The organism is Martinezella rhizogenes (genome assembly GCF_007002745.1).
Lineage (GTDB): Bacteria > Pseudomonadota > Alphaproteobacteria > Rhizobiales > Rhizobiaceae > Agrobacterium > Agrobacterium cucumeris.
Map to the genome: position 1 here is coordinate 499,484 of NZ_SGNY01000002.1, position 26,455 is coordinate 525,938.

At 59.2% G+C, this 26,455-nt stretch carries 29 protein-coding genes; 20 read left to right on the plus strand and 9 right to left on the minus strand.

The window, feature by feature from the left end; all coding sequences use genetic code 11:
* The first annotated feature begins 4 nt into the window (after positions 1-4).
* From trxB to EXN68_RS08060, 4 genes are all read left to right on the plus strand, one after another.
* On the plus strand, positions 5-979 hold the full coding sequence (gene trxB, locus EXN68_RS08045; protein ID WP_052818057.1) for a thioredoxin-disulfide reductase: 975 nt from the start codon (positions 5-7) through the stop codon (positions 977-979).
* 24 nt (positions 980-1,003) lie between these two features.
* Positions 1,004-1,900, plus strand: coding sequence for a LysR family transcriptional regulator VtlR (locus EXN68_RS08050; RefSeq protein WP_046798419.1), 897 nt, complete (start codon positions 1,004-1,006; stop codon positions 1,898-1,900).
* A gap of 602 nt (positions 1,901-2,502) precedes the next feature.
* Positions 2,503-2,793: an ArsR/SmtB family transcription factor gene (locus tag EXN68_RS08055; RefSeq protein WP_142840681.1), complete on the plus strand. Its 291-nt coding sequence runs from the start codon at positions 2,503-2,505 to the stop codon at positions 2,791-2,793.
* A gap of 127 nt (positions 2,794-2,920) precedes the next feature.
* The gene (locus EXN68_RS08060; RefSeq protein WP_142840339.1) at positions 2,921-4,033 is read left to right on the plus strand and encodes an alkene reductase; all 1,113 of its coding nucleotides are present in this window, start codon (positions 2,921-2,923) and stop codon (positions 4,031-4,033) included.
* 54 nt (positions 4,034-4,087) lie between these two features.
* On the opposite strand, the gene EXN68_RS08065 is transcribed toward EXN68_RS08060, so the two are convergent.
* Positions 4,088-4,477, minus strand: coding sequence for a DUF6220 domain-containing protein (locus tag EXN68_RS08065; RefSeq protein WP_142840340.1), 390 nt, complete (start codon positions 4,475-4,477; stop codon positions 4,088-4,090).
* Positions 4,477-5,508 carry an NAD-dependent epimerase/dehydratase family protein gene (locus tag EXN68_RS08070; RefSeq protein ID WP_142840341.1) on the minus strand — a complete coding sequence of 344 codons (1,032 nt, stop codon included), beginning with the start codon at positions 5,506-5,508 and terminating at the stop codon, positions 4,477-4,479. Before EXN68_RS08070 ends, EXN68_RS08065 begins: the two co-directional genes overlap by 1 nt.
* A gap of 90 nt (positions 5,509-5,598) precedes the next feature.
* Here EXN68_RS08070 and EXN68_RS08075 point away from each other — a divergent pair, with 90 nt between their 5' ends.
* Entirely contained in the window at positions 5,599-6,543 is a 945-nt protein-coding gene (locus EXN68_RS08075) for a LysR family transcriptional regulator (protein ID WP_142840342.1), read from the plus strand.
* Between the two features lie 108 nt (positions 6,544-6,651).
* On the opposite strand, the gene EXN68_RS08080 is transcribed toward EXN68_RS08075, so the two are convergent.
* Positions 6,652-6,918: a DUF2188 domain-containing protein gene (locus EXN68_RS08080; protein ID WP_142840343.1), complete on the minus strand. Its 267-nt coding sequence runs from the start codon at positions 6,916-6,918 to the stop codon at positions 6,652-6,654.
* A gap of 194 nt (positions 6,919-7,112) precedes the next feature.
* On the opposite strand from EXN68_RS08080, the gene EXN68_RS08090 reads away from it, so the two are divergent.
* On the plus strand, positions 7,113-8,219 hold the full coding sequence (locus tag EXN68_RS08090; protein WP_142840344.1) for a calcium:cation antiporter: 1,107 nt from the start codon (positions 7,113-7,115) through the stop codon (positions 8,217-8,219).
* A 207-nt stretch (positions 8,220-8,426) separates the two neighbouring features.
* Here the strand turns inward: EXN68_RS08090 and EXN68_RS08095 are convergent, their stop codons facing one another.
* Complete coding sequence (locus tag EXN68_RS08095) at positions 8,427-9,629, minus strand: pyridoxal phosphate-dependent aminotransferase (RefSeq protein ID WP_142840345.1); 1,203 nt, start codon at positions 9,627-9,629, stop codon at positions 8,427-8,429.
* Between the two features lie 211 nt (positions 9,630-9,840).
* On the opposite strand from EXN68_RS08095, the gene EXN68_RS08100 reads away from it, so the two are divergent.
* From EXN68_RS08100 to EXN68_RS08115, 4 genes are all read left to right on the plus strand, one after another.
* Positions 9,841-10,770, plus strand: coding sequence for an EAL domain-containing protein (locus EXN68_RS08100; RefSeq protein ID WP_142840346.1), 930 nt, complete (start codon positions 9,841-9,843; stop codon positions 10,768-10,770).
* Between the two features lie 146 nt (positions 10,771-10,916).
* Positions 10,917-11,225: a hypothetical protein gene (locus tag EXN68_RS08105; RefSeq protein WP_142840347.1), complete on the plus strand. Its 309-nt coding sequence runs from the start codon at positions 10,917-10,919 to the stop codon at positions 11,223-11,225.
* A gap of 184 nt (positions 11,226-11,409) precedes the next feature.
* Positions 11,410-12,312, plus strand: a complete 903-nt coding sequence (locus EXN68_RS08110) for a DMT family transporter (protein WP_142840348.1) — start codon at positions 11,410-11,412, stop codon at positions 12,310-12,312.
* Positions 12,313-12,758: 446 nt separating this feature from the next.
* Positions 12,759-12,974: a cold-shock protein gene (locus EXN68_RS08115; RefSeq protein ID WP_003494703.1), complete on the plus strand. Its 216-nt coding sequence runs from the start codon at positions 12,759-12,761 to the stop codon at positions 12,972-12,974.
* An 85-nt stretch (positions 12,975-13,059) separates the two neighbouring features.
* Here the strand turns inward: EXN68_RS08115 and EXN68_RS08120 are convergent, their stop codons facing one another.
* Positions 13,060-13,704 (minus strand): MBL fold metallo-hydrolase, encoded by a 645-nt coding sequence (locus tag EXN68_RS08120; RefSeq protein ID WP_142840349.1) that lies wholly within the window; start codon positions 13,702-13,704, stop codon positions 13,060-13,062.
* Between the two features lie 233 nt (positions 13,705-13,937).
* On the opposite strand from EXN68_RS08120, the gene EXN68_RS08125 reads away from it, so the two are divergent.
* The 4 genes from EXN68_RS08125 to EXN68_RS08145 all read left to right on the plus strand — a co-directional run bounded on the left by EXN68_RS08125 (position 13,938) and on the right by EXN68_RS08145 (position 17,395).
* Complete coding sequence (locus EXN68_RS08125; RefSeq protein ID WP_142840350.1) at positions 13,938-14,543, plus strand: DUF1236 domain-containing protein; 606 nt, start codon at positions 13,938-13,940, stop codon at positions 14,541-14,543.
* A gap of 198 nt (positions 14,544-14,741) precedes the next feature.
* On the plus strand, positions 14,742-15,269 hold the full coding sequence (locus EXN68_RS08135) for a MarR family winged helix-turn-helix transcriptional regulator (protein WP_161991242.1): 528 nt from the start codon (positions 14,742-14,744) through the stop codon (positions 15,267-15,269).
* Between the two features lie 2 nt (positions 15,270-15,271).
* Positions 15,272-15,985: a response regulator gene (locus tag EXN68_RS08140; RefSeq protein ID WP_142840353.1), complete on the plus strand. Its 714-nt coding sequence runs from the start codon at positions 15,272-15,274 to the stop codon at positions 15,983-15,985.
* Between the two features lie 30 nt (positions 15,986-16,015).
* On the plus strand, positions 16,016-17,395 hold the full coding sequence (locus tag EXN68_RS08145; RefSeq protein WP_142840354.1) for an ATP-binding protein: 1,380 nt from the start codon (positions 16,016-16,018) through the stop codon (positions 17,393-17,395).
* 48 nt (positions 17,396-17,443) lie between these two features.
* Here EXN68_RS08145 and EXN68_RS08150 read toward each other — a convergent pair whose 3' ends face one another.
* The 4 genes from EXN68_RS08150 to EXN68_RS08165 form a co-directional block, all read right to left on the minus strand.
* Complete coding sequence (locus tag EXN68_RS08150; protein ID WP_142840355.1) at positions 17,444-17,785, minus strand: tRNA-binding protein; 342 nt, start codon at positions 17,783-17,785, stop codon at positions 17,444-17,446.
* A gap of 26 nt (positions 17,786-17,811) precedes the next feature.
* Positions 17,812-18,630: a pyrroline-5-carboxylate reductase gene (proC, locus tag EXN68_RS08155; RefSeq protein WP_142840356.1), complete on the minus strand. Its 819-nt coding sequence runs from the start codon at positions 18,628-18,630 to the stop codon at positions 17,812-17,814.
* A gap of 2 nt (positions 18,631-18,632) precedes the next feature.
* Entirely contained in the window at positions 18,633-19,133 is a 501-nt protein-coding gene (locus tag EXN68_RS08160) for a type III secretion system chaperone family protein (RefSeq protein ID WP_142840357.1), read from the minus strand.
* Positions 19,134-19,561: 428 nt separating this feature from the next.
* On the minus strand, positions 19,562-19,825 hold the full coding sequence (locus EXN68_RS08165) for an accessory factor UbiK family protein (protein WP_046797974.1): 264 nt from the start codon (positions 19,823-19,825) through the stop codon (positions 19,562-19,564).
* Between the two features lie 308 nt (positions 19,826-20,133).
* On the opposite strand from EXN68_RS08165, the gene lgt reads away from it, so the two are divergent.
* The 6 genes from lgt (at position 20,134) to EXN68_RS08195 (ending at position 26,167) form a co-directional block, all read left to right on the plus strand.
* Complete coding sequence (lgt, locus tag EXN68_RS08170; protein WP_161991279.1) at positions 20,134-20,946, plus strand: prolipoprotein diacylglyceryl transferase; 813 nt, start codon at positions 20,134-20,136, stop codon at positions 20,944-20,946.
* A gap of 15 nt (positions 20,947-20,961) precedes the next feature.
* Positions 20,962-22,062, plus strand: coding sequence for a class I SAM-dependent methyltransferase (locus EXN68_RS08175; protein WP_142840359.1), 1,101 nt, complete (start codon positions 20,962-20,964; stop codon positions 22,060-22,062).
* A 150-nt stretch (positions 22,063-22,212) separates the two neighbouring features.
* On the plus strand, positions 22,213-23,007 hold the full coding sequence (pgeF, locus tag EXN68_RS08180; protein ID WP_142840360.1) for a peptidoglycan editing factor PgeF: 795 nt from the start codon (positions 22,213-22,215) through the stop codon (positions 23,005-23,007).
* Position 23,008: 1 nt separating this feature from the next.
* The gene (locus EXN68_RS08185; protein ID WP_142840361.1) at positions 23,009-24,160 is read left to right on the plus strand and encodes a M24 family metallopeptidase; all 1,152 of its coding nucleotides are present in this window, start codon (positions 23,009-23,011) and stop codon (positions 24,158-24,160) included.
* Positions 24,161-24,249: 89 nt separating this feature from the next.
* Entirely contained in the window at positions 24,250-25,014 is a 765-nt protein-coding gene (locus EXN68_RS08190) for a hypothetical protein (protein ID WP_142840362.1), read from the plus strand.
* A 220-nt stretch (positions 25,015-25,234) separates the two neighbouring features.
* Entirely contained in the window at positions 25,235-26,167 is a 933-nt protein-coding gene (locus EXN68_RS08195; protein WP_046798416.1) for a ribose-phosphate pyrophosphokinase, read from the plus strand.
* Positions 26,168-26,455: the final 288 nt, after the last annotated feature.

The window sequence follows — 26,455 nt, forward strand, 5'->3', positions numbered from 1 at the left end:
TTCCATGTCTGCCCGCCACACGAAGGTATTGATCATCGGCTCCGGTCCCGCCGGCTATACGGCGGCCATCTACGCGGCCCGCGCAATGCTGAAGCCGGTGCTGATTGCCGGCATGGAACAGGGTGGCCAGCTGATGATCACCACTGACGTCGAAAACTATCCGGGTTTTGCCGATCCGATTCAGGGTCCGTGGCTGATGGACCAGATGCTGAAACAGGCAACCCATGTGGGCGCGGAAATCGTCAGCGACCTCGTGACCGAAGTTGACACCACGACCCGGCCTTTCGTGGTCAAGACCGATTCCGGTCAGGTCTGGACCGCCGATACGCTGATCATCGCCACCGGCGCCAAGGCCAAGTGGCTCGGTATCGAGAGCGAACAGCATTTTCAGGGTTTCGGTGTTTCCGCCTGCGCCACCTGCGACGGGTTCTTCTATCGCAACAAGGACGTGATCGTCGTCGGTGGCGGCAACTCCGCCGTGGAAGAGGCGCTCTATCTCGCCCATATCGCCAAATCCGTGACAGTCGTGCATCGCCGCGACAGCTTCCGTTCGGAAAAGATCCTGCAGGAACGGCTGTTTGCCAAGGAAAACGTCAAGATCCTGTGGAACACGGAAATCGCCGAAATTACCGGCGCACCCGCCAAGCCGCCCATGCCGCCCTCCGTCTCCGGTGTGCGACTGCGTGACACCAAAACCGGTGTCATCAGCGATACGCCCATCGACGGTGTCTTCGTCGCCATCGGCCATGCGCCTGCGGTTGAACTGTTCAAGGGCAAAGTGAAGCTGAAAGACAACGGCTACATGTGGACCGCTCCCGATTCCACGGCAACCGACGTCGAAGGGATATTCGCGGCCGGTGACGTGACCGACGACATTTACCGCCAGGCGATCACCGCCGCCGGCATGGGCTGCATGGCAGCGCTTGAAGCAGAACGCTATCTCACCGCGCAACAACCGCTCGCGGTCGCAGCGGAATAACCGAAAGGCAGGATAGGCATGGCAATGCCATTGGACTGGGATAAACTGCGCATTTTTCATGCCGCAGCCGAAGCAGGGTCTTTCACCCACGCTGCCGACAAGCTGCATTTGTCCCAGTCGGCCATCAGCCGCCAGGTCAGCGCGCTGGAGCAGGATGTCGGCGTCAAGCTGTTCCATCGTCATGCTCGTGGCCTGATCCTCACCGAACAGGGCGAGCTGCTGTACCGCACCGCCCATGACGTGCTGCTGAAGCTCGAAACGGTGAAGATGCAGCTGACCGAAACGACGGAAAAGCCGAGCGGCAAGCTGCGCGTGACGACGACGGTTGGTCTCGGCCAGGGCTGGCTGACGGACAAGGTGCAGGAGTTCCTGCAACTCTATCCGGAAATGTCGATCCAGCTCATCCTCGACAATGAGGAGCTTGACGTGAACATGCGCCACGCCGATTGCGCCATCCGCCTGCGCCAGCCGCAGCAATCGGACCTTATCCAGCGCAAGCTGTTTACGGTGCACATGCATGTCTATGCCGCGCCGTCCTACATCAATCGCCACGGCGAACCGCAGTCGATCGAGGATCTGGACAATCACCGGATCATCTCCTTCGGTGAACCGGCGCCAAACTACCTTCTTGATGTCAACTGGCTGGAAAACGCCGGGCGGTCTTCAGACAACACGCGCATCCCGCATCTGCAGATCAACAGCCAGACCTCGATCAAACGCGCCTGCCTGCTGGGAATAGGCATCGCCTGTTTGCCCGACTACATCGTCGGGCGCGATCCTGGTCTCATCCAGCTGTCGCTGGCCGCAGATATTCCGTCATTCGATACCTACTTCTGCTATCCCGATGAAATGAAAAACGCCGCAAAGCTGAAAGCTTTCCGCGATTTCATCGTCGCCAAGGCGCGGAACTGGAACTTCTGACGTTAAAATAGCCGGAAAACCTGGATATCCTTTTAAATTCAAACACTTGAAAATGCGGATGAGAGGGCTGCCGACAGGCGGCCCTCACCAGCATTGCACATAAAATATACCGGAAATATCGAGGCCTGCATCGCGCGCATGCCTGACCTGCACAAAAAAGAGTTGTTTCGTGCACAAAAAAGCACCATATCGCTCTCAGCTGATGCACACGGTGGCTTTTCCTCCCAGTTCCACCGCATCAGCTGTTCCCCTCTGGAGGTTTTTGACCTTCACACTTAAAGGGCCCTGGATCTATCCGGCGGCCCTCTTTTTTTACCCGCAAGAATTTTCCCCAATTTGGCGAAATATCGCACGATGCAACCTTGTTTTGCATTATTGACGCTCCCATATTTTAGCTGGCTGTCACGCTCCCGTAAGGCACGCGACAGCTGTTCCCCTCTGGAGGTTTTAACCTTCAAACTTATCGGGCCGCGGAGACATCCAGCGGCCTTCTTTTTTGGGAAGCATCCCCGCCATCCCCACAGGCCCTCACGGATACGTGATTTGTATATCGGAAACCATCGATATAAGCATCGCTCATGCCAGATATTAGAGAAACACCGATGAACCCGGAGGAAGTCCTCAAAGCCCTTTCCCACCCTGCCAGGCTGAAATTTCTGGAATGGCTGAAGTGCCCGGAAAATCACTTCTGTCAGGACCATCCGTTCAGCATGGGTGTGTGCGCCAACCAGTTTCAGATCAGCGGCCTGTCACAATCCACCGTCTCGTCGCATCTGGCGGTGTTGCAGGCAGCCGGCCTGATAAGGTCGAAGAAGGTCGGGCAATGGGTGTTTTTCGAACGCAACGAGGAAACCATCGACGCGTTCCGCAATTATCTGCACGCGAATCTCTGAGCCTCCCAAGCTTTGAGCCCTGGGGTGCCGGACTGGAAACCAGCACGTGGTTCTCCTTCCGGCACCCAGACCGAAAGACAGCGCGCCTTAAGCGCAATTTCGCCAACCGACCAGAAAGTGAAGTCGCATGACAAGTCTTTTCGAACCGGCACAGGCCGGCGATATCGCACTCGCCAATCGTATCGTCATGGCTCCCCTCACCCGCAACCGTTCGCCGGGGGCAATTCCCAACAATCTGAACGCCACCTATTACGAGCAGCGCGCCACGGCCGGGCTGATCGTCACCGAAGGCACGCCGATTTCCCAGCAGGGACAGGGCTATGCGGATGTTCCGGGCCTCTACAAGCAGGAAGCCGTCGAAGGCTGGAAGAAGATCACCGACGGCGTACATTCGGCCGGTGGCAAGATCGTTGCGCAGATCTGGCATGTGGGCCGCATTTCGCATACGTCGCTGCAGCCGCATGGCGGCCAGCCCGTCGCCCCTTCCGCCATCCCGGCCAAATCGAAGACCTATATCATCAATGATGACGGCACCGGTGCTTTTGCGGAAACCTCCGAGCCGCGTGCGCTCACCATCGACGATATCGGCCTCATCCTTGAGGATTACCGCAGCGGCGCCCGTGCCGCGCTGGAAGCTGGTTTCGACGGCGTCGAAATCCACGCAGCCAACGGTTATCTGATCGAGCAATTCCTGAAATCCAGCACCAACCAGCGCACCGACGACTATGGTGGTTCGATCGAAAACCGCGCCCGCTTCCTTCTGGAAGTGGTGGATGCGGTTACGGAAGAAATCGGCGCAGGCCGCACCGGCATCCGCCTCTCCCCCGTCACACCCGCCAACGATATTTTCGAGGCTGATCCGCAGCCGCTTTACAATTACGTTGCGGAAGAGCTCGGCAAGCGCAATCTCGCCTTCATCCATGTCGTTGAGGGTGCGACCGGTGGCCCGCGTGATTTCAAGCAGGGCGACAAGCCCTTCGATTACGCCGCCTTCAAGGGTGCGTATCGCAATGCCGGCGGCAAGGGCCTGTGGATCGCCAATAACGGCTACGACCGTGCAAGCGCTATTGAAGCCGTGGAAAGCGGCAAGGTCGATGCTGTCGCCTTCGGCAAGGCCTTCATCGCCAATCCGGACCTGGTGCGCCGCTTCAAGAACGATGCACCGCTGAATGAGCCGAACCAGCCGACCTTCTATGGCGGCGGCGCAGAAGGCTATACCGACTATCCGGCGCTCGGCTGATCATTGATAAAACCAGACGCCGCACTGCTTCTCCGCAGTGCGGCGTTTTCCGTTTCAGGATGCGGTGCGTGCCTGCCGGGCGGCGAAATCGGAAAACGCCCCCATGACAAAGGCATTTGCCACATGCAGCGCCTGCAGAAAGCCATTGCCCGTTTCCCGGCCGATGCTCATCAGCGCCACCTGCAGGCAATAGAGCGCAAGCAGCACCAGCGCTCGATTGAGGTTCGGCCGCAGATCGTCATAACGCAGCGCGAGGAAGACCAGCGACGCGATGGGGATGGCGATAAACATGCCAAGCCCCTTGTGCACCGAAAGCAGCGATCCGTCATAATAGATCGACAACCCCGCCAGCAGCACCTGCGCAAAAATCAGCACCGGCACCCCTGCCGAAATCACCGCGAATACGCGACGCCGAGCTGACATCCCATTTGCCGCGGTGGCCATCACACCCTGCCCCCGGCATCAGCCGGATGGAGGCTCGCCGGTTGCGGCACCTGCTGAAGGCAGCCGAGGCTCGCCAATGTCGCCGAGACGGCTGCATCAATCGGCGTCCGTGGTTCCGTGCCGAGAAAATCCGCAAGCTTGCGGTTGCTCATGCGGATCGGCATCTGCCAGAGATATCGCATTTCCAGCACTTCACGAAACAGCGGAACGAAGGGTGCGGCCAGCCTTATGCCCGGCCAGAAAAGCCGACGCATCTTGACCGGGTGGCCAACGACCCGCTCGATTGCCGCAACCAGTTGTAACCCGTCGAAATCCCAGAAACCTTCCATGTGATAAACGGCGAACGCCGGAAGATCGCCCGAACGGTCGAGCAACCGGCCGATCGTTTCCGCCACGTCAGGCAGATAGGCCCATTGATGTCCGGCATAGGGCGCCGCAGGGTTCTGGACGCTGCGCACTGGCTTACCCGGCCGCACCAGCATCTGCGAAAACCAGTTATTTTTCGCATCGGGGCCGAAAAAATCCCCGGCGCGGACAATCAGCACCGGCACGCCGCGCATCGACGCCATCTTCAGCCGCCGCTCCATCTCCACCCGCAACGTGCCCTTGCGGGTGAAAGGCTTTTGCGGGCTGTCCTCCGTCAGGAGCGGAAAGGCATCCGGCCCGAAATTATAAACGCTGCCGGGAAACACGATCCTCGCCCCGCAAGCCTCAGCCGCCGCGATGGTGTTGTCGAGCATCGGCAGTACCTGCCTGTCCCAGTTGCGATATCCCGGAGGGTTGACCGCATGGACGATGAGCATTGCCCCCTTCGCGGCCTCCACCACGTCCTGCCGGTTCATGGCGTCGCCGGTCACGCGCTCAATACCATCCGTCGCACCGGATGGTGCCTGCTGGCGCGTCAGCGCCCTCACCCGCCAGCCGCGTTGCAACAGCATCTTTGCCACATGGCTGCCCACACCGCCATTCGCCCCGACGATCAGCGCCAGAGGCTGATTTTCTGCTGTATCTGCGTGTTTTTCATATATCATCACCATCACTCCTTCTTGTGGGCTGGAGTATCGTTCCGTCCTGCGATATACGAAATTGTCGAAATGGGTGGAGCAGGTATACAAAAATTTATGATCAAGAGCAGGGATGTCAGCTGGGATTTTTACCGCACCTTCCTCAGTGTGCTGCGTGACGGCTCGCTGTCTGCGGCTGCGCGTGAACTGGGCATCACTCAGCCGACTGCAGGGCGCCATATCGGCGCGCTGGAAGAGGCGGTCGGTTTTCCGCTGTTCATCCGCTCACCGCACGGGTTGATGCCGACGGAAGCTGCCCTTGCGCTCCGCCCCTATGCGGAAAATCTCGCAGCGACAGCGGCAGCGCTCATGCGTGCGGCATCCGGCGAAGTCGGCAAGATCGAAGGCACGGTGCGCATCAGCGCATCTGACATCATCGGCGTGGAAATGCTGCCGCCCATCGTCGCGGCCATGCAGGAAATTCACCCCCGGCTCGAAATCGAGCTTTCGCTATCGGATACGCTGGAAGACCTTTTGCGGCGCGAGGCCGATATCGCTATCCGCATGACCGAACCGCAGCAGGATGCGATCGTCATGCGCTACATCGGCAATTTCCGTCTGGGCTTTCATGCGACGCGCGACTATCTGGCGAAAGCCGGGATTCCGAAGGTCATGGAAGAATTAAACGAGCACCGGATGGTCGGTTTCGACCGCAAGACGCCTTTTATCAGGGCGGCCATCCAGCGGATGCGCGCCCTTGATCCGGAAATACCCGATATTGAGGATATCTGCTTCGAAATCCGCGCCGACAGCAATCTTGCCCAGCTTGCCATGATCCGCGCCAGCGCAGGCATCGGCGTCTGTCAGATCGGCCTTGCGCGCAAGGACCCGCGACTGGTGCAGGTTCTGCCTGACATCGACATCCCGCTGCATACCTGGGTGGCGATGCATGAAAACCTGAAGACCTCACCACGATGCCGTGCCGTGTTCAGCGCCCTCGTCGAAGGCCTGAAGGCACATCTCAAGGAGACCGACCCGGGCGCTCCGCCGCAACGGCGCTAGGACTATTGGGAAGCGGTTGCCGCACGGACCTCGGTCCGCGATGATGTAAAACCAACTTGCGGAACATGTAACGTGGTGCCGATTTGACCGGAAATGCCGGCTCTTTCATCAAAACGGTCTGGCCGACGGTAAAGTCTTGTCCACGACTTCAGCTTCCGGCCGGTCGCCGCCCTGGCTATATTCTTCATGCCATTGGCCGCGTTCGTCCTGATAGCTGATTTCCTCGTCATCGCCGCCCACCTGCTGTTCAGCGGCAACGATACGCGCAGCCTCGACGGCATCCGCATAGGAAGGGAAGGTTTCAGAATAAGCGCCGTTCATGCGGTAAGCGAAGCCTCCGTCATGTTCGACGATTTCATACACCACTTTGGTCATGCATGTTCCTCCTGTTTCAGTAGGCGACATGGCAACCACAACCGCGTTTCAAGCATTGCACCCAACGGGGACACCGCGGCATGAGCAGCATGTCCTGCGACATCACTATCCTACCAAAAGCACTCAAGCGCAAATCCTGCTTGATCTGAGGGACGATACGTCACAGCCTGCGGCTGTCAGGGGAAGGGAAATCAATGGTGGGTTCTATTCTGAAGCAGGAGCGCATATTGCTGCTCGCGATACCGGCGGCAATCGTTGCCTATATGGCCGAACATGCAATATTCGAGGGCGGGAAAACGGCATCGCTCATTGCCGCGATCGCCCTGATCGGGCTCATCGTTCTGGTCTCTATGCGGGTTGCCCATCACGCCGAAATCCTCGCCGCCAAGGTCGGCGATCCCTATGGCACGATGATCCTCACACTGTCGGCAGTTGCGGTGGAAGTGCTGATCCTCGCCATCATCATGAGTGAATCCAGCTCACCGACACTGGTGCGCGACACGATCTATTCCGCCGTGATGATCGACATCAACGGCATTCTTGGCTTAGCCGCCCTGCTCGGCGGGCTGCGCCACGGCGAGCAGCCCTATAATGACGATTCCGGCAAGACCTACGGGGTGATGATCCTCACCGCCATGGGCATTTCGATGATAGTGCCGGAATTCATTCCCGATGAAAGCTGGCACGTCTATTCCGCCTTCACCATCGTTGCCATGATCGCGCTTTATGCCCTGTTCCTGAAAATGCAGGTCGGTCCGCACAGCTATTTCTTCAGCTATGCCTATCCCCGCAAGGCGCATCCGGCCGGCCAACCATCGGAGAGCCATGCCGAGGAAGAAGACGAAGGCAGCGTGCCGCTCTCCATCGGCCTCATCATCGCCGGTGTGGTGCTGATCGGCGTGCTGGCGGAATTCATGTCGAGCTTTTTGAGCGTCAGCCTCGAAGGCACCAGCGCGCCACCGGCGCTGATGGCGGTCGTGGTGGCGACAATCTCGGCATCACCGGAAATCCTCACCGCACTCCGCTCCGCCTTGCGCAATCGCATGCAGGCCGTGGTCAACATCGCCATGGGCGCATCGCTGTCGACGGTCATTCTCACAGTGCCTGTCATGGAGGGCATCGCGCTCTACACCGGCCAGCCCTTCATCATGGCGATGACACCGGTTCAAACCGTCATGGTCTTCATCACCCTCATCGCCGCCGCCATCAATCTCAACGACGGTGAGACCAATGCGATCGAGGGAATGACACATTTTATCCTCTTCGCCACCTTCGTCATGCTGCTGTTTCTGGGGCTTTAAAAACGAGCGTTGCGCCTGGATTTCGAGCATCTAACAAGGCGTCGCCGAAACCTCTCCTCCGTCATCCTCGGGCTTGACCCGAATCCATCGTCCCGGGTTGTAGATCCTCGGGTCAAGCCCGAGGATGACGTAGAATGTGCGGGCATCTATCAAAAACAAAAAAGCCCGGCATCGCTGCCGGGCTTCCTTCAAGACTAAATCAACCGATCAGCGGCAATCGGCGCAGAAACGCTGGATGCGCTTGCAGGCTTCTTCCAGCAGGGTTTCCGACGTGGCGTAGGAAATGCGGAAGTTCGGGCCGAGGCCGAAAGCCGATCCCTGCACGACGGCAACGCCTTCGGCTTCCAGAAGCTCGGAGACGAAGTCCACATCACTCTCGATGACCTTGCCAGATGGCGCGGTCTTGCCGATCAGGCCGGCGCAGGACGGGTAGACGTAGAATGCGCCTTCCGGTGACGGGCAATTGATACCCTTGGCCTGGTTGAGCATGGAGACGACGAGATCACGGCGACCTTCGAAGATCTTCTTGTTGGTCGGAATGAAATCCTGCGTGCCGTTCAGCGCTTCAACAGCCGCCCATTGCGCGATCGAGCTGGCGCCCGAGGTCTGCTGGCCCTGGATCATGTCCATGGCCTTGATCAGCGGCAGCGGGCCGGCCGCGTAGCCGATACGCCAGCCGGTCATGGCATAGGCCTTGGAGACGCCGTTCATCGTCAGCGTGCGGTCATAAAGCGCAGGCTCGACTTCGACCGGGGTGACGAATTTGAAGTCGCCATAGGTCAGGTGCTCATACATGTCGTCCGTCAGCACCCAGACATGCGGATGCTTGACCAGCACGTCCGTCAGCGCCTTCAGCTCGTCATGCGAATAGGCGGCACCCGAGGGGTTGGAAGGCGAGTTGAAGACGAACCACTTCGTCTTCGGCGTGATCGCCTTTTCCAGCGCTGCCGCCGTCAGCTTGAAATTGTCTTCAAGCGTGGTGTCGACGAATACGGGCGTGCCGCCGCAGATCGCCACCATTTCCGGGTAGCTGACCCAGTAAGGTGCGGGAATGACGACTTCGTCACCCGGGTTGAGGGTGGCCATGAAGGCGTTGAAAAGGATCTGCTTGCCACCCGTGCCGACAATCGTCTGCTCCGGCTTGTAGTCGAGGCCGTTTTCGCGCTTGAACTTTTCGGCGATAGCCTTGCGCAGTTCCGGAATGCCGGAAACGGGCGTGTATTTCGTTTCGCCGCGCTTGATGGCGTCAATGGCCGCTTCCTTGATATTTTCGGGCGTATCGAAATCCGGCTCGCCGGCGCCAAGGCTGATCACATCGCGGCCCTTCGCTTTAAGCTCGCGGGCTTTCTGGGTAACGGCGATGGTGGCGGATGGCTTTACGCGGGAGAGAATGTCGGCAAGGAAGGCCATTTTTAATCGGTCCTATTGGGGTTGACATCGGTAGAAGCTGAAAAACTTGTTTTCTGCGGCACTTTCTATGTCGAAAGACAGGCCGTCTTTCAAGGTCAAAAGCCGGCTTATGTGCTGTAGCAGAGAATTTAAACCTTCCTTAACCCGGAAGTAACGCTTGATACGCTACATTCGCGAGCCTAGGGGTCGTGTCTCTATAGCTGGTTGAAAAATGGCGCCCAAAAGCATCTTTTCCAGTCTTGTCCGCGAGGTCGATGGCACATGGTCCACGGCCTACCAAACATTCAACCTCAAATCGGCCCTGCAGCCCATTTTCCGTCGAACACCGAGCGGCGCGCTCGATATCGATTCCTTCGAAGGTCTGGTGCGGCCCCATCGCAATGGCGAACCGGTGACGCCAGGCGAATTCTTCTCGCTGGTGGAGCCTGACGATATCGAGACTATCGACAGCATCCTGCGCACAATTCACATTCTCAATACCGGCAGGCTCAACCGTTCCCGCGCCCGTATCTTCGTCAACTTCCATCCGGGCCTGTTCCAGACCCCGGCCAAGATGCGCCAGGAAGTGGAGCGCATGCGTCTTGCCGCCCACGAGGCCGGCATGACGGCAGAGCGCATTGTCTGCGAAATCTCCGAGAAAAAGGCCTCCGACACGCAGATGGTCGCAGACTTCGCCTACCACATGCATGACATCGGCTTTCGCGTGGCGCTGGACGACTACGGCGCCGGTGATTCCGACATCGACCGGGTAAAGCTCATCAAGCCCGATTATGTCAAATTCGAAGCCGGCTGGGTGCGCGATTTCATGCAGAATTCCGCAGGAGCCGCCCTTCTGCGGGTCATCGTCAGCCAGTTTCGCGACGATGGAATAGAACCGGTATTCGAAGGGCTGGAGAGCGGCTGGCAGGTCGATCTGTGTGAGGACCTCGGCGTCCTGCTGATGCAGGGTTATGCTCTCGCCAAACCGGAACTCGCACCCACAAGCTTCGACGCACGCTTTCCCGAACTCGGCAGCGCCTATTTCAACACCGCGCCGCGGACGGACCGGAACGGCACGACGCCGCCATTTTTGCGCGAAGAGCGCCCTGCTGAGCCGCATCCGCAACGCCAGACCCGCACCTTCGGAAAACGCGGCCTCTGAGGCTATCTGCGGCAAGCAGCCGCCCGTAGTCGCACTTGCCACAATATTGCCGCAATAAATGCCGCGGAACGCCAGAATTCGGTCTCCAAGCCGTCCATTTCGAAGCCTCTTTTATCCTTCATGGACAGGGACAAGAGGCAATCGCCATGTTTACCAACGACCGGACTTCCGTTGAAAGGTTAAGGGCGCAGAGAACGCTGTTTTCCCTCTGGATGGCAGCGGCTGCTTTTCTTGTCATCGTCACCATGGCCGCGGGTATCGCGACATCCGCCAATGCGGCGGCCCAAGCCGTCGATACATTGCACACCGCGTCTATTCCGCAAGCGGCCACATCGCGGGCGGGTCCGCACTTCCTGCTCATCATCCTCTCGGCTGCGGCCTTCATCGGCCTGGGCATCGGCGGCCTGACGCTGACCCGCCGCAGTCTCAAGGACGAGGCCCGCCGCTACAAATAAGCTGGCGCTCAACAAGCTACGGCAGTCGCAACGTCTGACGGTGACCGCCTTTCGCCGGCTTGCGGCACCGGCAGGTTGCTGCTAAAGCACCCGGGAAACCGTCTGATCGACATTTCAAAAAATCCCCGAATTGCCAAGGCCGCGATGGACTGATCTTCCGGCCTCTTGTGTGCTGGTGCCAACAATGACGCGTATTCAGGCCAATATGCTGCTTCTGCTCGCCGCAGCGATCTGGGGAGGCGGCTTTGTCGCGCAGTCCTCCGCCATGGCCTCCATTGGCCCTTTCTGGTTCGTCGGTCTGCGCTTCGCCATTGCCGCAATCGCCGTGCTGCCCTTCGCCATGATGGAAACCCGGTCGAAGAAATCACCGCCGCGCCGCAAGGAAATCGGCAGTTATATCCTGGTGGGACTTGCCCTGTTCGGCGGCGCCACCACCCAGCAGGTCGGGCTTTTGACCACGACCGTCACAAATTCCAGCTTCCTGACCGGGCTTTACGTCATCTTCGTGCCCGTGATCGCTGTCGTGCTTTACCGGCGGCATCCCCATTGGATCGTCTGGCCCTGCGCGCTGATGATGCTCGGCGGCATCTTCCTCCTGTCCGGCGGCGCATTCGAGGCGCTGACAAGGGGGGATATTCTCAGCATCATCTGCGCCTTCTTCTGGGCGATCCAGATCACGCTTGCCGGCCGCTTCGTCTCCGAGAGCGGGCGACCGCTCGCCCTCTCCTGCACCCAGTTCGCGGTTTGCTCCCTTCCTAGTTGCATGATCGGCATTGCCTTCGAACCCATCAGCATGGCCGCAATCGAAGCCTCGCTGGCGGAAATCCTCTATGTCGGCCTCGTATCTTCCGGCCTCGCCTTCGTTTTGCAGGTCATTGGCCAGCGTTACACCACGGCGCCGCAGGCGGCGATATTCCTGTCCTCGGAGGCGCTTTTCGGCGCTTTGATGGCCTCGCTTTTCCTGAATGAGACCATTTCCCGCGCCGGTTATGTCGGCTGCCTGATCATATTCATCGCCATATTGATCGTGGAACTGGTGCCTGAACTGACGCGAAAACGGCAAAAAACCGTGGCTGGAACGGCCTGACGCAAAAAGAACCGTTTTTTCTCGCTCCGCGTCAAAAACGCGTTTCGGCATCCAAAATTTTGCCGGGAACGCCCGCCCTAACCGGCAATTATTTCATCAAATATCGCCTATGCGAAAAAAATGTGCGATTGCACGCCGTTATTCTACCGCAGGTTTTTTATCTGACAAAAAGCCCGTGAAAACTTTTGCTTGCCAATTTTCCATAAACGCATCACTCTACCGCGGTTCGGGCAATTTGCGAGCATGGGAAGGCCTATAATTTTGCGCACTGGGGACGCTATAAACCTCGGGCGGTGGGACGAAAAACGTTGGATGAGAACGCCATTACTTCCCGCTGCGAAGGTCCATTTTCTCAATAGTCAAGAACTGCCTGCCAACGCCCTCGCGGGGCAAAACTGTAATGCTGCCTGTAGCTGAACGCGGGCAGAGCGAAAAGGACCTGATGCATGGCCGAAACTGGCACCGTAAAATTCTTCAATACAGACAAAGGCTTCGGCTTCATCAAGCCAGACAATGGTGGCGCTGATATCTTTGTTCACATCTCTGCTGTACAGGCTTCTGGCCTGTCCGGACTTTCAGAAAATCAGAAAGTGAGCTTCGACACGGAACCGGATCGTCGCGGCAAGGGCCCGAAGGCAGTCAATCTGCAGATTGCTGGCTGACCCTAAAACGGCTTTCTTTTCTAGTTGAAGCCCGGCAGGAATGCCGGGTTTTTTTATGCCTGCGCACACGCCATGCGTAACGCGCTCAGATCCCCTGAAGATAGGGATTGTTGCGGCGTTCATCGCCCAGCCGACCGCCAGGACCATGGCCGCAGATGAACCCGACATCGTCGCCGAGCGGCAAAAGCTTGTCGCGAATGGACGCCATCAATTGCTCATGGTTCCCGCCGGGCAGATCAGTCCGTCCCACCGACCCGGAAAACAGCACATCGCCGACATGGGCAAATTGCTGGTCGCGATTATAATAGATGACATGGCCGGGGGCATGGCCCGGGCAGTGATAGACCTCAAAGACATGATCCCCGAAGGATACCCTGTCCCCGTCCTTCAGCCATTTGTCCGGCACGACGTTCTGAAGACCGGCGATACCGTATTTTTCGGCCTGCACCTCGATCCTCTCCAGCAACGGCCGGTCGTCCTCATGCGGACCGACGACCGGCAGCGAGAGTTTCGCGCGCAGTTCCTCTGCACCACCGGCATGGTCGAGATGTCCATGGGTCAGCCAGATCTCCTTGAGCGTGATGCCGTTTTCAGCGACGACCTGAAGGATGACATCCACATCGCCGCCGGGATCAACGACAACACCTTCCTTGGTATCCTGATCAAAGAGGATGGTGCAGTTCTGCTCGAACGGCGTGACCGGAATAATGCCCGCCTGCAACTTTCCCATATCCCGTGTCTCCTTGTCCGAAAAATCCCGCCTCGTATAGACTGCGACCGATCACAGTACAATGGCGGAGAAAAGATACGGCTTTTCCTTTGCCAGATCGCCCCTAAAAATTGCGATAAAATTCAATAAGATAATCGGTATATTACTTCTTAAAACAGGAAGTACTCCCAAAAAATGTGGAACACCCGGGTGGCCCCGACGTTGTAGCTCCAGTCTTGAAAGGAGTGAGACACATGGACAAGACGCTTAAAATGCTCATGGCTGGCGGCGCTTTCGCCCTGATGGCCGGTTATGCAAACGCCGCCATGGTCGCCACCACCGCATCGGACATTTCCGTTCGTTCAGGCCCCGGCGAAGACTATCCCGAACTGGGTCTGGCCACACGTGGCAGCAATGCCGTGCTGGATGGTTGCATGGACGGCAGCAGCTGGTGCCGCATCGAGGTCAATGGCCTGCGAGGTTGGGCGCATGCCGATTATCTGAATGTCATGTATGAGGGTTCTCCCGTCATTCTCGAAGACCGTCGCACCGAACTCAGTGTGCCTGTCGTTACGTATGAGAAAACCGCAAGCGTGCAGGCTGAACCCAATCCCGGTGATCCGAACCTCGGCCGCGTCGGTGATGTCGACATCACCCCGCCCGAAGCGGTTATCACCTACATGGACGAGCATCCTGCAGACACCGTCACCTTTGATGGCGACGTGGTCGTCGGCACAACCCTGCCGTCCGATACCCGTCTCGTCGAAGTTCCCGATTATCAGTATCGATATGTCCGGGTGAACGACGTGCCGGTTCTGGTCGAGCCATCAACCCACCGGATCGTCTACGTCTACCAGTAGACCCCTGGCTAAATCGTATGAAACAACTGAAGAGCGCGGGCTTTCCGCGCTCTTTTCTATTTCCGGTAAAGGCCACTCAGGATTCCAGTTGCACCCGCACCCGCAGCATATTATCCACCGCAACAGAAAATGATCGGCGACATTCTCCCGAGCGGACGCATTTTCGGCTATGTTTACAGAATATTGGCGCATCGACGTATGTCAGCCGCAGGATATGAAGGAACCGCAGTGCCACCGCAATCGCTCAAAACCGCCGCCGCGAGACAAATACCGGCACTCCCGAAGGTTGACGACGGCAAGATTGACTTCGATACGATCGAGGCGTTGTTTTTTGCCTATCGCGATTTCGTCTCCGACCCTGATGTCATCCTGTCGAAGCTGGAATATGGCCGCGCCCATCACCGGGTAGTCTATTTCGTCAGCCGGCAGCCGGGCATGACGGTGGCGGATCTGCTCGACACGCTGCAGATTACCAAACAGAGCCTCGCCCGCGTGCTGAAGCAACTGATCGATGACGGTTACATCCGCCAGATGGCCGGCCCCGAAGACCGCCGCCAGCGCCGGCTTTATCCGACACTGACCGGCCGCGAACTGGCCCTGGCGCTGAGCGAACCGCAATCGCGGCGTATTGATCGTGCGCTGGAGGGCCTTGGTCCCGATGCCCGCGCCTGCGTGCGGAAATTCCTGGCGCAGATGCGCAGCCCGACAACAGGGGAAGGCGACTGACGATGGCGACAGCAACGACAAAGCGCCCGCCGGCGGATGATGACGCCGCCCACCTTCTCATCGTTGACGACGACGCCCGCATTCGCAACCTTCTCCAGCGCTTTCTGGGTGAGAAGGGATACCGCATTTCCGTCGCTGGGGATGCGGCCGAAGCCCGGCGCAAGATGATCGGCATCCGCTTCGACCTGCTCATCCTTGACGTGATGATGCCGGGAGAAAACGGACTTTCGCTCACCCGCTCGCTGAACGAGGACAAATCCGTGCCGGTCATTCTGCTGACCGCCCGCTCGGAAGCGGATTCCCGCATCGAGGGGCTGGAGGCCGGGGCGGATGACTATCTCGCCAAACCCTTTGATCCGCGCGAACTCGTGCTACGCATCAACAACATCCTGCGGCGCAACACCTCGCCGGATACCCCGAAGATCGAGCAGATCATGTTCGGCCCCTACAGCTTCTCCATTCCCAAAAGGGAATTGCGCCGCGGCCCCGAAACCATCCGCCTGACGGACCGCGAGCAGGAGATCATGCTGCTTTTTGCGCTCCGCGCCGGCGACACCATTCCACGGCATGAACTGGTCGAGGCGGAATCGGAAGTGGGCGAAAGAACCATCGACGTGCAGATCAACCGTCTTCGCCGCAAGATCGAGGACGACCCTGCCAATCCGGTCTATCTGCAGACGGTGCGCGGCATCGGCTACCGGCTAAGCGTGGACTGACAAGGACAAACGAAAGGCGGGCGCACGGCCATGGCGAGCCTCGATTTTCTCAATACGGTCAAAAAAAGCGGCATAGCAAAGACCTGGCGCTCGTTTGCCAGAGGGCTGCGCCATTGGCTGCCCACCGGGCTTTACACACGTTCGCTGCTGATCATCATTTTGCCGATGATCCTGCTTCAGGGCGTGGTCGCCGCCGTCTTCATGGAACGCCACTGGCAGCTGGTGACGGAGCGTCTTTCCGCCGCCGTGACGCGCGATATTGCCGCGATCATCGAGCTGCTGCAAACCGACCCCGAGGAAGATGACTACCAGCGTGTCATCCGCATTGCCCGCGAGAAGCTGGATCTCAGCGTCTATATCGAACCGAAGGCAGACCTGCCCGCGCCGAGGCCCGAGCCGCTGTTTTCGATCCTCGACAGAATTCTGGCCGATCAGTTGCGCCAGCAGATCGGCAGGCCATTCTGGATCGACACCTATGGCAACGGCTCGCTGGTCGAAATCCGCGTCCAGCTGGACGACAAGACCCTGCGCGTCTTTACCAGCCGCAGCGCGGCCTATGCCTCAAATACCCATATCTTCCTCGTCTGGATGGTCGGCGCATCGCTGGTGCTGATTGCAATCTCGATCCTCTTCCTGCGCGGGCAGATCAAGCCCATCGAAGCGCTTGCCAAAGCGGCAGAAAATTTCGGCCGCGGCCAGAAACTCACAGCCTATTCTCCCCGTGGCGCAGATGAAGTCCGGCGGGCGGGTCTCGCCTTCATCCTGATGCGCGAACGCATCGAGCGGCAGATGGAACAGCGCACCGCCATGCTCAACGGCGTCAGCCACGATCTGCGCACCATCCTCACCCGTTTCAAGCTGCAACTGGCTCTGGCGGGCGACAATCCGGACCTTGAAGGGCTGGACAAGGATGTCGAGGACATGCAGTCGATGCTGGAGGCCTATCTGACCTTTGCCCGCACCGATGTCGAAGAGGATGTCGGCACGCTCGAGCTTCCCGCACTTCTGGAGAAGATCGGCCATGATTTCGAGCTTCACGGCAAGAAATTCAGCTACGAGCTTTATAATATCGAGCGCATCATCGCGCGCCCGAATGCTCTTTCCCGCCTCGTCGCCAATCTGGCGGAGAATGCCCGGCGTTATGCGACCAATCTGCACATCGATATCCGCAAGGCGCCGCGCTCCATCATCATGACCTTCGATGATGATGGCCCGGGTATTCCGGAAGCTTCTCGAGAGGATGTCTTCAAGCCGTTCTTCCGGCTGGATGAGGCGCGCAACCTCAACGCTTCGGGTACGGGACTTGGCCTCTCCATCGTCCGCGACATCGCCCGCAGCCATGGCGGCGACGTCTCGCTGGATGACAGCCCCTTGGGCGGACTGCGGGTAATCGTCAAAATTCCGGCGTAAGATATATCCCGCGCTCAATCCGAGAGATCGAGCACCCGTTTTGTTATCTCAGCACATTTTCTCGCCGTTCGGCACCGGCCGTTCAACGGCGGCAAGCACGATATCACCGTTACCGTCAGCAAAGCCCAGCGTCAGGACCTCGGAGCGGAACGGGCCGATCTGGCGCGGCGGAAAATTCACCACAGCCAGCACCTGCCGGCCAACCAGACTTTCCGGCGTATAATGCACCGTAATCTGTGCCGAAGATTTCTTGATGCCGATCTCAGGTCCGAAATCGATTTTTACCTTGATTGCCGGCTTGCGGGCTTCGGGAAAGGGCTCGGCCTCAATGATCGTGCCGACACGAATATCGACCTTCTCGAAATCGGCGTAGGAAATTTCACCGCTCATAGCCTGCCCCATCTGCCTGCAATGCTTCAACCAGCAAGTTCTTCGGCGCGTGTCTTTGCCGCCGCAACCGCCTTGTCAAAAAGCGGCTGCATGCCATCGTCAGCCATCAGCACGGAAAGTGCCGCGGCCGTCGTTCCGCCCGGTGAGGTCACATTCTGGCGCAGCCGCGCCGCCTCATCGGGAGACTGGTGCAGCAACTCGCCCGCGCCGGCCACTGTTTCCCGCGCCAGACGCATGGCCACATCCGCCGGCAGACCGGCCTTGCGTCCGGCTTCGGCCATGCATTCCACCAGATAAAAGACATAGGCCGGGCCGCTGCCCGAAACCGCGGTCACCGCGTCGATATCGCTTTCGCTTTCCACCCATTCGACCGGACCGCTGACCTTCAGCAATCCGTCCACCACAGCTTTAAGCTCCGGCGTTACCAATTCATTGGCATAGGCCCCCGTCACGCCGCGCCCGACCATGGCCGGCGTGTTGGGCATGGCCCGCACGGCGGCAACCGCACCGAAATGCGACACGAAGGTGCCGATCGTCGTGCCCGCCGCAATCGAGACAACGACGGTATCCGCTCCCAGAAGGGCTTTGAGGGACGGCAGCACGGCTTCCATCATCTGCGGTTTCACCGCCACGAAAAGAATGCCTGCCTTGATGCCGTCAGGCACGCTTTGGCTATGCGTTGCACCCGCTTCGGCAATCGTTGTGCGCATGGCATCGGAAGGCCGCGGATCGATGACGATGACCTGGGATCCCGGCACGCCCTTTTTCAGCCAGCCCGAAAGCATGGCGCCGCCCATATTGCCGGCGCCGACGAGCACCAGCGGACCGGAAGCCTTGTATACCATCTTCACGCTTCTCCGACGGTCTCGAACATGACCGCTTCGATTGCACTTTTCGCATCCAGCCCCGACCAGACGACGAACTGGAATGCCTGATAATATTGTTCGCAGGCCTCAAGCGCGCTGGAAAGCAGCACTTCCACCTGCTGGTTGTTCGGTTCGGCGCCACCAGCCAGAAGCAGGGACTGACGGAAGATCACCACGTCTTCCTGCCGCCACAGATCGAAATGACCCATCAGCACCTGGCCGTTGACCTGCGAAAGCAGGCAAATGACTTCGTTGACGCGGTGGTCGGGCACCTTGATGTCAAAAGCGCAAGCCAGATGCAGCGCTTCGAAATCCTCCATCCAGGCAAAGGAAACGTGATAGTCGGCCCAGTGACCAGCCACCGTCATGGCGATCTCGTCTTCGCCGGAACGCTCGAACGACCAGTCATTCGAGGCAGCGACAATCTCGATCATGTCCACGGGATTGGACTGACGCTCAATTTCAAATTCTATCAGGCTCATGCGGCACCTTCTCAGCCGGTATGGATGTTCTGTTTTGAACGCCGGGCACAAAACGCACACACAAACCGGATTCAACATTTGAGACGATTGCCCGACACCAACAGAATTACGCATTCACCCTGTCCGGAGCTTACCAGGTCGTTTCGAATCATCATTTAAAATCAGTGTATAATGACCGAGTCCTGCTGCCACCCCTCGTCCGCCATTTTTGCTTTTTGAACAGTGGATATCTTCTCCCCCATCACCTCAGGCGAGATACATAAGCGACTCTGGCGATTGCGTTTTTTGGAAGTGTCCACAGGCACCAAAAAAATCGCGCCAGAGGCCGGTTTCGGCAACCGGAGATTATTTCGGGTTGCATGGCCCGCAAACAAAAAGTCCCGGAATCGTAGGCGATCCGGGACCCATCAGGAAAAAGCGCTAAAGAATCAGTCGTTAGTGGCCGAAAGCTTTGCTTCCAGAGCCTCGATGCGGGCGCGCAGCGCGTCGTTTTCATCACGCGCCTTGATGGCCATCTCACGCACCGCGTCGAATTCCTCGCGCTTGACGACATCAAGACTGTTCAGCCAGCGATCGGCCTGTGCATGAAGGGCGGCTTCCGCTTCCTTGCGCACGCCCTGCGCCGCGCCGGCCGCATCGGTCATCAGCTTGGCGAATTCATCCAGAATACGGTTGGTGCCTGTCGTGCTCATGGCGCTGTTCCTTCGTCGGTTCAGGGAGCAGTCCATTCCCTGCTGTTGATGCCTTTCAGGTAGGTGCTCGACAGCCGCCTTGCAAGCGAAATCGAAAAATGCGGCCTTTCGCTGCAGCGCCCGACATCGCAATCCGCTCACGAAAAATCACCTTGACCGCCGCCTCGGCAATCGCCATTTTCCTTGGCGTCAGGGAGACCGGTGAGCATCATCGCCCGGCCCCTCGAGGCAATGGATCATTCTGTTGTCCGCCCAGCAACGATGACGGAATATACGGATTGTTAGCCGCTCCCACTCAACTTGCCATCATGCCATTTCCCAATATCGATCCGATTGCGCTCTCCATCGGGCCTCTGGCGATCCACTGGTATGGCATTGCCTACGTCGCCGGCATCATGCTCGGCTGGTTTTATGCCCGTCGCCTCGCCCGCACGGATCGCCTGTGGCCAAACGAGACGTCGCCGATCTCGGCGCAGCACCTTGATGATTTCATCCTGTGGGCAGCTGGCGGCATCGTGCTCGGCGGCCGCATCGGCTACATCCTGTTTTATGATCTCGGCGCCGTTGCCGTCAACCCGATTAGAGCGCTGGAAATATGGAACGGCGGCATGTCGTTCCATGGTGGCCTGATCGGCACCACCGTCGCCATGATCCTCTTTGCCCGCAAGAACGGCATCCCGGTCTGGAGCATGTTCGACGTCATTGCGGCCGTGGCACCCATCGGCCTGCTGTTCGGCCGCATCGCCAATTTCATCAATGGCGAATTGTGGGGACGCATCGCCGATGTTCCGTGGGCAGTCGTGTTCCCGACCGGCGGCCCGTTTGCGCGGCACCCGAGCCAGCTTTATGAAGCCGGCCTCGAAGGCCTCGTGCTCGTCATCATTCTGGCCATTGCCATCTATGCCTTCAGGGCGCTGAAAACGCCCGGCGTCGTCACCGGCATCTTCGTCTGCGGTTACGCGCTGTCACGCATCTTCGTGGAATTTTTCCGCGAGCCGGATGCCCAGATCGGTTATCTCGCCGGTAACTGGCTGACCATGGGCATGGTGCTTTCCACACCGATGTTCCTTCTCGGCCTCTGGGCGGTCCTGCGCGCACGCCGCGCGGCAAAAATCGCCTAAGCGGTATGGCCTGCCATGACGACACCGCTCGCGCAACGCATCAAATCCCTTATCCGGCTCAACGGTCCGCTCAGCGTCACCGATTATTTCTCGCTTTGCCTCGCTGATCCCGAACACGGTTATTACAAGAGCCGTGAACCCTTCGGCCGCTCGGGTGATTTCATCACCGCCCCTGAGGTCAGCCAGCTGTTCGGCGAAATGCTCGGCGTTTTCGTTGTCCATGCCTGGCAGCGGCACGGCGCACCGGTGCAAACCCAGCTGGTGGAGATCGGTCCCGGCCGCGGCACCATGATGTCGGACATGCTGCGCGTCATCCGCCGCATCGCGCCGCCGCTTTACGAGACGATGCGGGTGCATCTGGTGGAAACCAGTCCCCGCCTTTCCACGATCCAGAAGGAAACGCTTGCCGACCATGCCGGCCGGCTGACATGGCATGAAAGTTTCGACGTGGTGCCCGAAGGTTTCCTGCTCCTCGTCGCCAACGAACTTTTCGACGCCATCCCCATACGGCAATTCGTCAAGACGCCTCAGGGTTTTCGCGAACGGGTTGTCAGTCTCGATGCAAATGACGAGCTTGTCTTCTCGACGGGCCTTGCCAGCATCGACCCGGCCCTCTTGCCGCCGCAGCCTGAACGACAGCCGCTTGGTACCATATTCGAAATTTCACCTGCCCGCGAAGCCGTGATGACAGCCATCTGCCAGCGCCTGTCGGCCCATGGCGGCACAGCGCTCGCCACCGATTACGGCCATCTGGTTGCCGGGTTTGGTGACACCCTGCAGGCCATGCGCAACCATGCCTTCGACCCGCCATTGGCACATCCGGGCGAGGCCGACCTGACGAGCCATGTCGATTTCGAAAGCCTCGTCAGAACGGCCGAAGCGACCGGCGTGCATGTCAACGGCACCCTGAGACAGGGCGACTTTCTTTATGGCCTCGGCCTCAAGGAGCGGGCAGCAGCCCTTGCCGCCAAGGCTACACCCGATCAGACGCTGGCGATTGCCGAAGCGGTCAACCGCCTTGCCGGCGAAGGGGCCGGCAAGATGGGGGAACTTTTCAAGGTCGTCGCCGTTTCAAGTCCCGCGCTTCATCTCATGCCGTTTCGTGCGGTGGATTGACAGCGCAATAACCTCTGGGCCAACATCGCCGCGACACACGAAGCAGGCACACTGCATCACACACGCCGCGCAACGCCGCAGCAACAGGAAACATCTCGCTTAACGCACCCCACCGGCCAACAGCGATATTCTCCAAGGAACTCCCGCACCATGCAGAACGAAACGCTGCCGCTCCCCATCCAGAGCCCCCTGCTCGCCGCCTCTGGTGAAAACCGTGTTCGCCACGGTTTCTTCACCCGGCAGGGCGGCGTCTCCTCGGGGCTTTATCAGGGTCTCAATGTCGGTCTCGGCTCGCATGACGAGCCGGAACTTGTGCAGGAAAACCGGCGGCGCGTGGCGCAATGGTTCGGCCTTTCGGCTGAACGCCTTGCCACCGTGCATCAGGTCCATTCCCCCGATGTTCTCGTGGTCGATGAAAGCTATGACGGCAACCGCCCGCAGGCCGATGCGATGGTGACGGCGACACCGGGTTTCGTGCTCGGCGTCTTGAGCGCCGATTGCGGCCCGATCCTGTTTGCCGATGCCGAAGCCGGCGTCGTGGGCGCCGCCCATGCCGGCTGGAAGGGTGCATTGTTCGGCGTTCTCGAAAACACCATCGAGACCATGACAAAACTGGGTGCCAGCCGCGAGCGTATCGTCGCCTCACTCGGCCCCTCCATCAGCCAGAGCAATTACGAGGTCGGGCCGGAATATGTGGCACGCTTCACCGATATCGATCCGGCTTACGCGGATTATTTCACCGCAGCCGAGAAGCAGGGCCACGCGCTCTTCGACCTCAAGCGGTTTACCATCGACCGCCTGACCAAAGCCGGCGTCAGGGCGGAAAATCTCGGCCTCTGCACCTATCCTGACGAAGAACGTTTTTATTCCTATCGCCGCACGACCCACCGCGCCGAACCCGATTACGGCCGGCAGATTTCCGCAATCGCAATTCTGGAGGACTGACATGGCCCTGCACTTCGAGCTTTCGGAATTCGATGCCCGCCGCGAACGGCTGATGGCGAAAATGGCGGAAGAGAAGCTGGATGCCCTGCTGCTTTTCGCGCAGGAAAGCATGTATTGGCTGACCGGTTACGACACCTTCGGCTACTGCTTCTTCCAGACGCTGGTGGTCAAGTCGGATGGCTCGATGACATTGCTGACCCGCTCGGCCGACCTGCGCCAGGCGCGCAATACCTCGATCATCGAAAATATCCTCATCTGGGTCGACCGGCCCAATGCCGACCCGACGCTCGATCTTAAAAATCTCCTGAGTGACCTCGACCTGCTCGGCGCAAAGATTGGCGTGGAATACGATACCCACGGCATGACCGGCCGTGTTGCCCGGCTGCTGGACAACCAGCTTGCCAGCTTTGGCCAGATGGTTGACGCCTCATACCTCGTCAGCACGCTCAGGCTCGTCAAAAGCCCGGCCGAGATTGCTTATGCCCGCAAGGCCGGCCAGCTGGCCGACGACGCCCTAGACGCCGCTCTGCCGCTCATCAAGGCCGGCGCGGACGAAGCCGCAATTCTTGCAGCGATGCAGGGCGCGGTTCTGGCGGGCGGCGGCGATTATCCCGCCAATGAATTCATCATCGGCTCCGGCGCGGATGCGCTGCTGTGCCGTTACAAATCCGGCCGCCGCAGGCTCGACACCAAGGACCAGCTGACGCTGGAATGGGCCGGCGTCAGCGCCCATTACCATGCCGCGATGATGCGCACAGTGGTAATCGGCGAACAGGACTTCCGCCAGAAGGAGCTTTACAGCGCCTGCCTGCAAAACCTCACCGCCATTGAGGATGTATTGCGGCCGGGCAAGACCTTCGGCGATGTCTTCGACGTGCATGCCCGCGTCATGGACGAGCGCGGGCTCACCCGCCACCGGCTGAACTCCTGCGGTTATTCGCTGGGAGCGCGTTTCTCCCCTTCCTGGATGGAGCATCAGATGTTCCATGCCGGCAATCCGCAGGAGATTACCAGCGACATGACGCTGTTCGTGCATATGATCGTGATGGACTCCGACGCCGGCACCGCCATGACGCTCGGCCAGACCTATCTGACCACCGACGGCGCTCCCGAGCCGCTCTCACGCCATAGCCTCGATCTTCTCACAGCTTAAATCACCGCCGGGTTTGACAGAGCGGGAAAACCGCCCTTACATTGCCGCACCTTGGGCAAGAAGGAGCGGAACATGAGAGAAAACGTCACATGAGCCGGACGGGGTTCGTCCCCCCTCTCCCAGCCTTTGTCTTTCCAGCTCTTGCCGTTCCAGCGCTGGTTTTGGCCCTCGCGGGCTGCAACACCACGGAGGCGCTGACCCCGCAGGTGGACGTCGGCCACAACGCTACACAATCGACGCCGGTAACCCAGGGCGATCTCGACCAGATGGCCGCCGCCGCCGACCGCGCGCCGCCAGGCGCTTCGGCGACCGCATCGTCCGTGCCGGCCTATGCGCCACAGAATTCCTTGCAGGCGCAGGCACAGGCGCTTTCGAGCGGCAACCAGTATGGTGAGCCGCTTGGCGAGGCCCCTTCATCCGCAGCATCGCCTGCAGGTGGCCAGCCACCACCCACGCAACAGACGGCCGCCCTTGCTCCGGCGGGTTCCGGCAATACCATCCGCTTCCTGCCGATCATCGGCGCGCCCGTTCAGGCCGTCACGCCGCTCTCGCGGCAACTGGGTGCCGAAGCACGGGCCAAGGGACTGACCATCCGCGCCTCCAACGACAATTCGGCAGAGAACATCCTGAAAGGATATTTCTCCGCCTTCGCCGATGGCGGCAAGGTCAATGTCATTTACGTCTGGGACGTTCTGGATGCCAATGGCGTGCGGCTTCACCGTCTTCAGGGACAGGAGACAGTGGCCGCAAAGGGCAGCGATCCATGGGCCGCCGTGACCGACAGGGTGATGCAGGATATCGCCGCAAAAACGCTCAATGACTATTCATCATGGAAGCAGTCTCAAAGGGGATGAGGTGAAACGGCGGGAGAAGTCACAGAGATTTCATGAAAATCATTGCGAAAGCGCTGAGTCCTCTTGCAATCGGAAGCAACAACGCTATTAAGGCGCGCATGGCAACAAGGCGTGTCCGGCAAAGGCTTTTCGGCCGGATGTTCCTCCCCTTGAACGACGCTTGGTTACGGCAGACAGACTTCCGTAGCGCAAGGCGATGGCATGGAAACAGGCGGCCGCAATGAAGGTTTTCGCAGGCAATTCGAACCGGCACCTTGCCGAAGCGATCTGCAAGTATCTCAACGTTCCTCTCGGAAATGCCACCGTAAAGCGGTTTGCTGATCAGGAAATATTCGTAGAAATCAGTGAAAACGTACGTGGCGAGGACGTTTTCGTCGTTCAGTCCACATCGTTTCCGGCCAACGATCATCTGATGGAACTGCTCATCATGATCGATGCCATGCGCCGCTCCTCGGCAAAGCGCATCACCGCGGTGCTTCCGTATTTCGGTTATGCCCGCCAGGATCGCAAGGCCGGCCCCCGCACACCGATTTCCGCCAAGCTCGTCGCCAACCTGATCACCGAAGCCGGCGCCGACCGCGTCTTGACGCTCGATCTTCATGCCGGCCAGATCCAGGGCTTTTTCGATATCCCGACCGACAATCTCTTCGCAGCCCCCATTCTGGCCCGCGACATCAAGGAACATTACGACACCAACAACGTCATGGTCGTTTCACCCGACGTCGGCGGCGTGGTGCGCGCCCGCGCCCTGTCGAAGCGTCTGGACTGTCTGCTGGCCATTGTCGACAAACGCCGCGACCGTCCGGGTGAATCTGAAGTCATGAACGTTATCGGTGATGTTTCCGGCAAGGATTGCATCCTCATCGACGACATCATCGATTCCGGCGGCACGCTTTGCAATGCGGCCGAAGCGCTGTTGAAGAAGGGCGCCACCAGCGTCACCGCCTATATTACCCACGGCGTGCTTTCCGGCGGCGCAGTTGCCCGCGTGGCTTCCTCGAAGCTGCGCGAACTCGTCATCACCGACAGCATCCAGCCCACCACCGGCGTGCAATCCGCGCATAATATCCGCGTCATCAGCACGGCGGGCCTGCTCGGCGAAGCGATCAACCGCACCGCGCAGGAACAGTCGGTGTCCGGCCTGTTCGACTGACGCTGCCGTCATCTCGCGCTCAGTCATCCTCGGGCTTGACCCGAGGATTCTTTGATTTCAACGAGTTATGGATCCTCGGGTCAAGCCCGAGGATGACTGAGGGTTTGAAAACCTCGCATCCGAGCGTTCGCTGAACGCATGCGCGTTTCAAGTCAAAAAATCGCACGATTTATATTGTTGGGAACACAAGCCGCCCTGCAGCACGTATTCTCGACCAAAGGTCGCTGCCTTTCGCCTTACGGAAACCATTGACGCGTTAAAGCGCAATCTCAAGAATCATTCTGCATC

Bases quoted from the DNA above. Each gene is read 5' to 3' on its own strand.
- trxB (WP_052818057.1), top strand. From the start codon at position 5: ATGTCTGCCCGCCACACGAAGGTATTGATCATCGGCTCCGGTCCCGCC.
- EXN68_RS08050 (WP_046798419.1), top strand. From the start codon at position 1,004: ATGCCATTGGACTGGGATAAACTGCGCATTTTTCATGCCGCAGCCGAA.
- EXN68_RS08055 (WP_142840681.1), top strand. From the start codon at position 2,503: ATGAACCCGGAGGAAGTCCTCAAAGCCCTTTCCCACCCTGCCAGGCTG.
- EXN68_RS08060 (WP_142840339.1), top strand. From the start codon at position 2,921: ATGACAAGTCTTTTCGAACCGGCACAGGCCGGCGATATCGCACTCGCC.
- EXN68_RS08065 (WP_142840340.1), bottom strand. From the start codon at position 4,477: ATGGCCACCGCGGCAAATGGGATGTCAGCTCGGCGTCGCGTATTCGCG.
- EXN68_RS08070 (WP_142840341.1), bottom strand. From the start codon at position 5,508: ATGATATATGAAAAACACGCAGATACAGCAGAAAATCAGCCTCTGGCG.
- EXN68_RS08075 (WP_142840342.1), top strand. From the start codon at position 5,599: ATGATCAAGAGCAGGGATGTCAGCTGGGATTTTTACCGCACCTTCCTC.
- EXN68_RS08080 (WP_142840343.1), bottom strand. From the start codon at position 6,918: ATGACCAAAGTGGTGTATGAAATCGTCGAACATGACGGAGGCTTCGCT.
- EXN68_RS08090 (WP_142840344.1), top strand. From the start codon at position 7,113: ATGGTGGGTTCTATTCTGAAGCAGGAGCGCATATTGCTGCTCGCGATA.
- EXN68_RS08095 (WP_142840345.1), bottom strand. From the start codon at position 9,629: ATGGCCTTCCTTGCCGACATTCTCTCCCGCGTAAAGCCATCCGCCACC.
- EXN68_RS08100 (WP_142840346.1), top strand. From the start codon at position 9,841: ATGGCGCCCAAAAGCATCTTTTCCAGTCTTGTCCGCGAGGTCGATGGC.
- EXN68_RS08105 (WP_142840347.1), top strand. From the start codon at position 10,917: ATGTTTACCAACGACCGGACTTCCGTTGAAAGGTTAAGGGCGCAGAGA.
- EXN68_RS08110 (WP_142840348.1), top strand. From the start codon at position 11,410: ATGACGCGTATTCAGGCCAATATGCTGCTTCTGCTCGCCGCAGCGATC.
- EXN68_RS08115 (WP_003494703.1), top strand. From the start codon at position 12,759: ATGGCCGAAACTGGCACCGTAAAATTCTTCAATACAGACAAAGGCTTC.
- EXN68_RS08120 (WP_142840349.1), bottom strand. From the start codon at position 13,704: ATGGGAAAGTTGCAGGCGGGCATTATTCCGGTCACGCCGTTCGAGCAG.
- EXN68_RS08125 (WP_142840350.1), top strand. From the start codon at position 13,938: ATGGACAAGACGCTTAAAATGCTCATGGCTGGCGGCGCTTTCGCCCTG.
- EXN68_RS08135 (WP_161991242.1), top strand. From the start codon at position 14,742: ATGTCAGCCGCAGGATATGAAGGAACCGCAGTGCCACCGCAATCGCTC.
- EXN68_RS08140 (WP_142840353.1), top strand. From the start codon at position 15,272: ATGGCGACAGCAACGACAAAGCGCCCGCCGGCGGATGATGACGCCGCC.
- EXN68_RS08145 (WP_142840354.1), top strand. From the start codon at position 16,016: ATGGCGAGCCTCGATTTTCTCAATACGGTCAAAAAAAGCGGCATAGCA.
- EXN68_RS08150 (WP_142840355.1), bottom strand. From the start codon at position 17,785: ATGAGCGGTGAAATTTCCTACGCCGATTTCGAGAAGGTCGATATTCGT.
- proC (WP_142840356.1), bottom strand. From the start codon at position 18,630: ATGGTATACAAGGCTTCCGGTCCGCTGGTGCTCGTCGGCGCCGGCAAT.
- EXN68_RS08160 (WP_142840357.1), bottom strand. From the start codon at position 19,133: ATGAGCCTGATAGAATTTGAAATTGAGCGTCAGTCCAATCCCGTGGAC.
- EXN68_RS08165 (WP_046797974.1), bottom strand. From the start codon at position 19,825: ATGAGCACGACAGGCACCAACCGTATTCTGGATGAATTCGCCAAGCTG.
- lgt (WP_161991279.1), top strand. From the start codon at position 20,134: ATGCCATTTCCCAATATCGATCCGATTGCGCTCTCCATCGGGCCTCTG.
- EXN68_RS08175 (WP_142840359.1), top strand. From the start codon at position 20,962: ATGACGACACCGCTCGCGCAACGCATCAAATCCCTTATCCGGCTCAAC.
- pgeF (WP_142840360.1), top strand. From the start codon at position 22,213: ATGCAGAACGAAACGCTGCCGCTCCCCATCCAGAGCCCCCTGCTCGCC.
- EXN68_RS08185 (WP_142840361.1), top strand. From the start codon at position 23,009: ATGGCCCTGCACTTCGAGCTTTCGGAATTCGATGCCCGCCGCGAACGG.
- EXN68_RS08190 (WP_142840362.1), top strand. From the start codon at position 24,250: ATGAGCCGGACGGGGTTCGTCCCCCCTCTCCCAGCCTTTGTCTTTCCA.
- EXN68_RS08195 (WP_046798416.1), top strand. From the start codon at position 25,235: ATGAAGGTTTTCGCAGGCAATTCGAACCGGCACCTTGCCGAAGCGATC.